8 protein-coding genes are annotated in these 9,341 nt (G+C 39.6%); 2 read left to right on the top strand and 6 right to left on the bottom strand.

Going from position 1 to position 9,341, the window contains the following annotated elements; all coding sequences use genetic code 11:
- Positions 1-1,386: SusC/RagA family TonB-linked outer membrane protein (locus Q1W14_RS05260; RefSeq protein ID WP_300699741.1), on the bottom strand; the 1,386-nt coding region annotated here is incomplete at its 3' end.
- 280 nt (positions 1,387-1,666) lie between these two features.
- On the opposite strand from Q1W14_RS05260, the gene Q1W14_RS05255 reads away from it, so the two are divergent.
- Together Q1W14_RS05255 and Q1W14_RS05250 are read left to right on the top strand one after the other, a co-directional pair.
- Positions 1,667-2,413: a helix-turn-helix domain-containing protein gene (locus tag Q1W14_RS05255; protein ID WP_300699740.1), complete on the top strand. Its 747-nt coding sequence runs from the start codon at positions 1,667-1,669 to the stop codon at positions 2,411-2,413.
- A gap of 111 nt (positions 2,414-2,524) precedes the next feature.
- Positions 2,525-2,959, top strand: a complete 435-nt coding sequence (locus Q1W14_RS05250; protein ID WP_300699739.1) for a DUF3836 domain-containing protein — start codon at positions 2,525-2,527, stop codon at positions 2,957-2,959.
- Positions 2,960-3,037: 78 nt separating this feature from the next.
- On the opposite strand, the gene Q1W14_RS05245 is transcribed toward Q1W14_RS05250, so the two are convergent.
- The 5 genes from Q1W14_RS05245 to Q1W14_RS05225 form a co-directional block, all read right to left on the bottom strand.
- Positions 3,038-3,169 (bottom strand): hypothetical protein, encoded by a 132-nt coding sequence (locus Q1W14_RS05245; protein ID WP_300699738.1) that lies wholly within the window; start codon positions 3,167-3,169, stop codon positions 3,038-3,040.
- A 578-nt stretch (positions 3,170-3,747) separates the two neighbouring features.
- A complete protein-coding gene (locus tag Q1W14_RS05240) occupies positions 3,748-5,745 on the bottom strand; it encodes a DUF4861 family protein (RefSeq protein WP_300699737.1) in 1,998 nt (665 codons plus the stop codon).
- Positions 5,746-5,758: 13 nt separating this feature from the next.
- Positions 5,759-6,706, bottom strand: coding sequence for a hypothetical protein (locus tag Q1W14_RS05235; protein WP_300699736.1), 948 nt, complete (start codon positions 6,704-6,706; stop codon positions 5,759-5,761).
- 34 nt (positions 6,707-6,740) lie between these two features.
- A complete protein-coding gene (locus Q1W14_RS05230) occupies positions 6,741-6,953 on the bottom strand; it encodes a hypothetical protein (RefSeq protein WP_300699735.1) in 213 nt (70 codons plus the stop codon).
- 476 nt (positions 6,954-7,429) lie between these two features.
- Positions 7,430-9,247, bottom strand: coding sequence for an endo-1,4-beta-xylanase (locus Q1W14_RS05225; RefSeq protein ID WP_300699734.1), 1,818 nt, complete (start codon positions 9,245-9,247; stop codon positions 7,430-7,432).
- Between the last annotated feature and the right edge of the window lie 94 nt (positions 9,248-9,341).

Raw genomic sequence — 9,341 nt, 5'->3', positions numbered from 1 at the left:
AGAATATTCACCAGTTACAGCCAACCCTTCCAAAGGCTTCAAAATCAAACGCCCTAACATATTAATACGGTTGTAATTGGTCTCCGTAGGAACTGCACTTTCCATCATGTGTACCGGTGTGGCATAACGATAATATTTATCATTGAGAGTGATTCCGTCGGTAGGATAAAAAGATGGCAATGACACAGCTTGCGCCCATACATCACGGCCATTGAATTTCAACCGATAAGGATCCTGCTTGTCACTATGTGTATAAAGTGTTGTCAACTCAGCTGTCAGCCACTTGGTCACATCGGAACTTAAATAAGAAGTGATATTATAACGTTTGTATCTATCCTTATTGGTTACAAGTACTCCATCCTGATCTAGATAGCTGGCAGACAAACGATACTTGGTCTTTTGGGAACCACCGGAAACCGCCACATCATAAATCTGCTCGAAACCGGTTGACATCAAATCGTCGGTCACGTCACTGGATGCCAATTGGTAACGTATACCATTCACATCTGTATAGCCATTGGGATATGCAGAGGGGGATACCTCATACTGCTGCAACAGCTTCTCCCACTCCGAAAATGATTGTCCTCCTGTAAATGTCGTGAAATTAGCCGCCAACATGGCTTGTATTGTCTGCAAAGGGGTTGCACGTTTTGCCATACTCTGAGGACCGGAAAAAGACAACTTAGTAGAGAAGGTTATACTAGGTTTTTGTTCCTTGTTTGCCTTCTTGGTAGTTATCAACACAACGCCAAACGCAGCACGAGCACCATAAATAGCCGCTGACGAAGCATCCTTCAATACTGATACAGACTCTATATCATTGGGGTTCAATGAAGAAACATCAATGGCGATACCATCTACCAGAATCAATGGAGAACCACCGTTAATACTGGAAGTGCCGCGAATCATAAAGTCATAGCCTGAGCCCGGTTCACCACTATTGCCCGATAGCGTTAACCCCGGAACATTACCCATCAATGCATCAGCGATAGAAGTCACCGGACGATTAGCAGCAATTTCATCCATTTTCACTTGGCTGACAGAACCTGTAAGATTTACTTTCTTCTGTGTACCATAGCCCACTACCACCACTTCATCAAGTGTTTTGGTGTCTTCGGTCAAAGTCACCTCTAGATTTTTACGTCCCTTAACCGCCACCTCTTGGGTAGAATAACCTATATAAGAAAAAACTAGTGTAGAAGATACGGGAACTTCTAGCTTGAAATTCCCATCAAGGTCGGTAATAGTTCCTAACGTAGCATTCTCTTTCAAAACCACACTTACACCAATTAAGGGTTCATTAGTCCGGGCATCTTTTACACATCCCGTCAAAACATTCTGCGCGCTTGCTACCACCGGCAACAAAAGCAGAATCAGAAATGTCATACAAACATGTTTCAACATAGTAGTTAAATTAATTAGAAAATCAATTTTATATTATAGCGCTATTATTTTATATTGCAAAAGTATATATCATATTATTAATATCAAAAGATTATTTGAAAAATTATCTGCACCATGTTATAAAACATAATATCAAGGATATAAATCAATACACACAGTTTTTTCTAGTTCAAAATCATTTTTTCGGGAAAAACTTAGCAGATTACTTATTTTTGCATTAATTTTGCATTATAAAATTTACATGTTTTTAAAATACATTATTATGATACAAGTAATAAACAGGGCTCTCAATATTTTGGAAATCATAGCCCATGATCACAACAAAGAGTGGGGATTGTCTGAGATAGCCGACGAATTAGAACTGAACCACGGTACTTGTGCCAATATTCTTAAGACACTTGTGCAACGAGGTTATGTAGAACAAATGGGACTGAAGAAAGGTTACAAGCTGGGCTACATGGTCTATCAACTCACATCCTCCAACGAATACAACGTACAATTAATCAATGCTACTAAGGTCCTTATTGACAGTTTGGCAAACAGACTTAACGAAACGGTTATTCTATCACATATAAAGAATGGGAAACGAATCATCGTGTACGAAGCATTATGCAACCAGGAAATCCAAATACGTACTACTTCCGAATCAACAGCTTACCGGGCTACTACCGGAAGAATGATTTTAGCTCATTATTCTCCAAAAGAACTGAAAGATTTCATCAGTATGGCAGGACTACCAACGCAAGAAGATTGGCCCGAAATTACGAATGAAACAGAATTAATACAGTCGCTCAATGAAACTCGCAAAAAAAATATTGAAATCACTTGGAATAGTAATCATGTTGTAGGTTTGGCTACACCTATATTTAAAAAAAATAAGATCATAGCCAGTTTGGGAGTCTATTTACCTGATATTCGTTTCTCAAAAACAGAACGTAATTTTATAGTAAAAGAAATGCTTCAAACAACTGAGTTAATTAATAATAAAATAAATAGCAATCAAGTCTAAGTACGGAACTAATCATACTATATATCTAAGAAATTATTTCATAGGATTTATTATATATGCGAATCAGTAGTTGAATTTATTCGTTTTTATGGGTTATGAACTAAATGAAGAATGAAGAATAAGCTGCGCTATACTGGCATACCGAAAGGTAATTCTTCATTCTTAGTTCTTCATTTCTTACGGGACTTCTCAGCAAGTGCAATCAATCCTACCCAGTATGTAACCAACGACGAGATGACCGGTGAGTTGATGACCGCTAAGAATATCTTCCGTAATGAAGACGGTCACTTGTTCCGCCACCTGCGCTACACTTATACTTACGACAACGAAAACCGTGTGACCAGCAAAGAAGCTTCTAAGTGGAACAGTGAGAAAGATACTTGGGTTCCTTATTTCAAACTCGATGTAGAATACTCTAACAATGAAGTTGAACTGAACTACGCTTGCTGGAACAACAAGAGCAATGCTTTTGACAGCAATGTACAGAAGAGTGTTTACGAATTGAATAATAGCAATGTAAGTATGATGCTTGCAAGTACAAAATAAGTATATAGATTATTAAGAGAAGCCGGCTGGATGGAGTAAAATCCGGTCAGCCGGCTTCTCTTAATAATATTCTAAATGCTATAAATTTTCCTCAATATTCTCGCCCTTCACTTCTTCAAGCTTCGCCAATAGGTATTTCACATTCTCTATGTGCGAACAGAGTATCTTTGTCATTATCTTGGCATAAGCACCCTCTTTCATTACATCCATAAAGAACCTTGCCTGGTTGAATGGGAAGGACGGAAGTCTACATGGGGGTACGAAACCGCCATATAGAATGTACGCAAGCAGGGATAAAAATGCCCGCCACGTCAAAAATGCAGGTTTCCCCACCAGTTAGTTATGATAGAATGCATTGTAAATGTACAACATATATTCAACAAAGCAATAAAGTACCCGAAAAAAGAGCAAATTGGGAAAATGATGTTCTGATAATTACCGGTTTTTACACACTTAAGTGCGTAGGCTTACACTTATAGGAGCGTAGGCTCACACTCCTATAAGTGTAAGTCTACGCTCCTATAAGTGTGATTTCATGCAAAATCATGTCTTGTGGGTTTTGAATAAAATGTTAGGTAATTAAATGAAAAACTGTTGGCGTAATTGAAATACGTGCAAGCTCCAGTTGCAGATGTCTTTCAAGGGGTCTCCCCCGTACCTGCTCCGTACCCGCTCCTTATAAAGGTACTTTTATAAGGAGCGGGTACGGAGCGGGTACGGAGCAGATGCAGTGGGAGGTGGTAGAAAAAATAGTATGTTTCTAATCATATTAGATTCTAATTTTACGTCTATCTTGCATATAATTTATTCAACTCAGCCCATGACGTATTTGTAACGACACTGTTCCAATAAGCAGTAGTGCCTCTAAAACGACTGTCATACATCTGCCCGGACCAACCAGCTCCAACATAATAAACAACCGGTTGGTTATTATGAACCTTGAGAAGCACAACCTCATTAGAGCCAATCTTTTTAATATCTATAACTGCCGATGGATCGACTACAATAGCAGAATGAAACGTAAGTGAATCCATTTTTTCATTATCCAGATTATAAATCACAGAACCTCCGGGTACAGCAATTTCCTCAACCACACTGACAAGCCCCTTATCTTTCTGAACTTTGACCTCTTCATTCCCAAAAGTAGACAGACCGACTGCAAGTACCAAATCCTCTCCATTGTCACTTTCAACGGTTTGTGTAACTTTATAGTAATTCGTCCCTAATACCATTTCTATGCGTTTAGTATCGTAAATAGTCACCCCACCAGCTTCAAAAGGTTGATATTGCAGCATAAAATCTATGTGATCTTTATCATTACGATTGATGCGATAGTTTGCATATGTTTGAGATGAGATAAGCCGACCATCAGTATAAATGGCACTTCCGCCCAAACCGCAATTCTTGCCAACGGTATAAAAATCACATCCTTCGCCATAATCACTATGGTATGAACGACCTTCTGATTCATTCTTATACCAACTCTCAATAATGGAATAATCAACAGACTTTGCCCAATAATCTACACCACTCATACTTTTATCATCAATGAGCCGAGAGTATACACGAAATGCCACTCTGTCGTTCTCCCAAGCTATATCTTCCTTACGTTCCTTTACGAAACGTATATAGGTCTTTGGCCTATCAACCTCATTGGCGCTACCGAGTGCAGAATCAAGAACAACTTCCTTAAAACCCAGTCGGATCGCCTGAGCAAGTGCAAATACAACAGGACCAAAAGCGTGCGGCTCATTAAAATAGTAATGACGTAATTTATATGCATCTTTAGACCCGTTGCCTGGAGCAAGATTACTCATACATGTATGTCCAACCGAACCATCTATATCAATGTAAGACAATAGAGCTTTAAGACCTTTTTCAAACTGAGGGATGTATCTTCTACTGAGAACTTTGTTTTCTATGGCCGCCCCGATTCCTGCAAGCACAAGAGCACTACCTGAAGTCTCAATATAAGAGTTAAAATCTGTCATTTCCTGATGCCAAAGTCCGTTTTCATCCTGATATTTCAAGCAAGAAAGATAGAATTCTTTAGCAGCCTCAAATACAACCTTACGCTGCGAGTGATTTTTAGGAAGATCTCTCATAAGCGATGTAAAAGCCATTGATCCCCAACCGTTTCCACGGCTCCAATTATCAGTAGATTTCTCTTCCTTTTTCAGTTGGGCAACACCGCGAGCTTGTTGCAACAACCCTGATTCATCATCTTTTAGATCTTTATATATCTGCATTATCTGATATACGGAATAATCAATATATGAATCATTTTTTTCACAAAGTCCGGCGTAAAGAAAGAAAGGCGTAATTGCAAAAGCTACATCTACAAATACCGGGTTTTTATCAAGGCTATAATAATATGGAATCATAACATTATCAAGATTTCTGAGCTGCTTATTCCAAGTATACTTGGCTCCCTCACAAACCTGCGGCAAAAGAGACTTCATCCCCTTAAATGCCAACCAAGCAGCACCGCTTCCGCCAACATTATAACTATAAAAACTATTGCCCGGAGTTGGTTTTACGCGTCCATCAGAAAATCCCAAGAGAATGTTTTCTATCCGAGTCATATCAGCACTATCGCCCGAGGCAAGTGCCAAATCCGACAAGGAATGAAGCAGGCAACTTCCCTTATAATCTCCCCAATCAACCACAGAAAGTCCTTTTTCTGCAACCTTTACGGCTACATCGTGGACATCAACCAATATGTTTTGACTGTTGATAATTACAGAAAACACCAAAGCTATTGATACAATAAATACTCTTTTCATATTAAATACGTTATTAAAAATTTCGCTCCTCAAGAAATTCCTCAAGTTCTTTTCTTGTCATAGGAAGCTCGCCTTTATAGTTTGCAAGCCACCTCTTAAAGGATTCATTAATTTCCTTACCCCAAGCACTATCTATCTGCCCAGCTGTATATACTCCTGCCTTTATCATTTCCTCACCAAATTCGTCAGTCAATTTAGTAAACTCAGAAGTAAGTACTATATGTTCCACAAGATGAGAAGGAATGAAAAGTACAGCTCCCGGCTTGGCAAAAACGACATCACCCGGAAGAACGATGGCCTTTCCTATACGAATTGGCACATTATAATTAGTCAGAATAGTCTGACGCATATACGAAGGATCGTAACCTTTACTCCATACATTAAATCCTGGTATTTTCCGTAGCCGCTCAATATCACGAATATGCCCATAAGTAATAATACCATTACCAGTAGCATTAAATACACCATTGCCAAGATTAGAACCAACAACTGTGCCAAGAAACTCCTTATTATAGGTATCAGCCACATATACATCGCCCTTCACTAATGAATTAATTACCCAAGAAACAGTTCTTCTCTGTTCCCACATACGACCTTCTTTCTTACCTTGTTCAAGAATTTGATTCTCTAGATCTGGGCGCATTGGCATAAATTGGGCAGTCACCGCTCTTCCAGTCATAACTGCATCTTCTCTTTCGTGCAGTAACATCCACTCGCCTTCATATTGATTCTGATAACCCAACTTCATCAGTTCGGCCCAAGCCTCTTCTATGGTTATTTTCTTAAGCCTCTCCAAAAGATTATCAGAAACTTTAGGACGACCGTCAGAAAACCTTTCTCCCTTCCACTCCACGGTGAGAGCTTTAATATACTCTGGGGTTCCTGCTATCTCTTGTCCTGAAAGTGGAGCAAAAGCTAACAATACTAATAATAAATTTACAATGATTACTTTCTTATTCATAATTATTATTTTATTTTTTTTATTCATACGCAATTCAATCTTCTTCTACTACCCATTCTTTGCTCCATTGTAACTTGTCTGGAAAGTACTTGTAAAGGGGTAGGAAAACCGGGTGACTATAAACTGTTATCAGAAAATCACGCATATAGTCAGCCTGTAGTTCTTCATCAGGTGTATTTGAACGTAATATTTGAATAATATCAATATATTCGCAGATATCCTGTAGGCTTTGAACACAGTTCAGCATACCATACTCATTGATGAATAGTTATGAGCCACAAAAGAGATATTGAAGGTTTTCCATTCCTCGAGTATAAACATTTCTACTGGCTACAATCCGAGAAAGGCGCCAATCTGAGCAAAAATATCCTCGCAGTCACCGGAGGGTAAACGATAATAGATATTACATGACACATCATCCTCAGGGATATAATTTGTAATACAGAAAATATTCTATTCGGTAAGAGGATTGCCGACTCCATAACGGAATAGTACTCCTAACATAGAATTTAAGATCTATATGCCCAAGTGAAGTAAATTCATCCTATTTATATCATAAAAACATAATTATATTTACAAATAAGCTATGAAATTCTTCCTTTTCCATACCTTTTCTTCTAACTCGCCGAGTGAATGGAATTCAGTCAGGGACTCATCTTACCCCTATCCAGAAGATATCCGTAAGGGGTAAGAAAAGAAAGAAGAAAATTCAAGGAGGTTTGATTAAAATTTTACTTCAATCACTTTTGTTTCTTTAGACAACTGGCACAATTTGACCTTTTGCTTACCACGATATTCCACACTAATAGCATATTGTCCCAAATGGCCTTGAATTGTCAACATCCCATTCTTATCTGTTTTTCCTAATTCATGCGTTTTCCATTTTCCTACTACCCACTCGCGCCAAGCAAGAGCACTAGCTTTCGGAGACCAGTCTTTACGAAACATTCCTGCATCGGGTTTCCAATGGGCATCTTCCCAAAAGCCCCACAGAGTAATTCCAGTTACGACCGGGTGACTATAAACTGCTATCAGAAAATCACGCATATAGTCAGCCTGTAGTTCTTCATCAGGTGTATTGATATCAAATTCAGTAATCTGCACTGGCAAACCCGTAGGAATCAACAGATCTAAATCTGTAATTACCTGAGTCGGATTACGAGGCTGACGTCCAACGTGTCCTTGAATACCGATCCCATGAATAGGAGCACCCTTTGAACGTAATATTTGAATAGTATCAATATATTCGCGGATATTCTGCGGGCTTTGGACACAATTCAGCATGCCATACTCATTGATGAATAGTTGGGCATCAGGATCAAGTTCATTCGCCAGTTTAAACCAATCCACCATAGTGCTATGAGGCAAATAATGGAAAAATTCTTTCTCATGCATGTATTCGTTCACCACATCCCAGGCTATTAACTGTCCTTTGGTGTAAGCCATGCGCTCGTGGAACTGCGCCTTGATGTACCGGTCGAAAGCTACACTATCGCGCATTGCAATATGTTTCGTCAATGGAGAATTGAACTTCCAAGCTGGCCACACCAAATTGTGCCCACGTTGGCGGAAACCATTATCACGAAGCCAATCGAAGGAGAGCAAGGTATTCATCTTGCGCTTCTCGTCCCAAGCCCATCCACCGGTCTTAAAACCGTTTTCAATAACTGCCGTGTTGAAAAATTCCTTGAGATGCTTCTTATAGGTCTGAGACTCAGCATCATCTTTAGCAAGCAATGTCTCCTTCACCGAAGTACCCCAAATGAATTCTGACTGTTGCAAAGAGACTTCAACCTTAGCCCCTTTCACCGGTTTTCCCTCAGCATCTACGACCCTGACTGTCAGAGGTGAGGTACGTATCTCCGCAATACGTTGCAATGCCTCCTCACGCCATGCAGCACCCGCTTCACGTCCCATGTATGAGAAGTGCGTTTCAGGCAAATCCTCCTTACGAAGCGTTTTCCCAAAATTCAGTATCTCAATACCCGTCATCTCCACATGCTGAGCCAGCGCTCCTAAAGCCAATCCAATCTGCGCTTCGCCCGCCTTCATGTCTTTGTGAGCCACAAAAGGGATATTGAAGGTTTTCCATTCCTCTACAGTACCGATTTGTGTAATGAAGCTTTTATTAAAAGATCCCTTTGCTTCCTGAAAGTAGTAATAAATTACCGACTCACCCGATTCTTGGCGTGCCGAAATCGTACGCATGGTGATACGGGCAAGCAACACATCGCCTTCTTGTACATCCTCAGTTGTCTTCCAATACATAGATACTCCATATTGCGACTTGGTGGCACGGGGTACTTCCACTTCATAGACAGGAACACCTGCCTCGCTTGTTTTTAAAACAAAGCGAGAAGATGGCTTTTCAGACAGCCCATCATTTTTACTGTAATCCTTAGGATTAATGTCCGAAGAAAAGGTTGTAGCGATCGCCTTTTCCAAAATAGTTTGCGGTAGCGCTTCCCGCTGTTGTGCCATCAGCGGGATAGTAGTGCCGATTAACAACAAGGCGCAGAGATGTTTTGTTAAGTTATTCATAGTATGTATATTTATTGATAATGATTATTGTTTGCAAAGTTTAAAAGTTATTATTCTACAAGTCCGGTGCATTACGATGCAATTCATCAAACAT

This window comes from Bacteroides sp. (genome assembly GCF_030151085.1).
GTDB lineage: Bacteria > Bacteroidota > Bacteroidia > Bacteroidales > Bacteroidaceae > Bacteroides.
The sequence above is the reverse complement of the archived record's forward strand: the minus strand, read 5'-3'. Positions and strand labels throughout refer to the sequence as shown.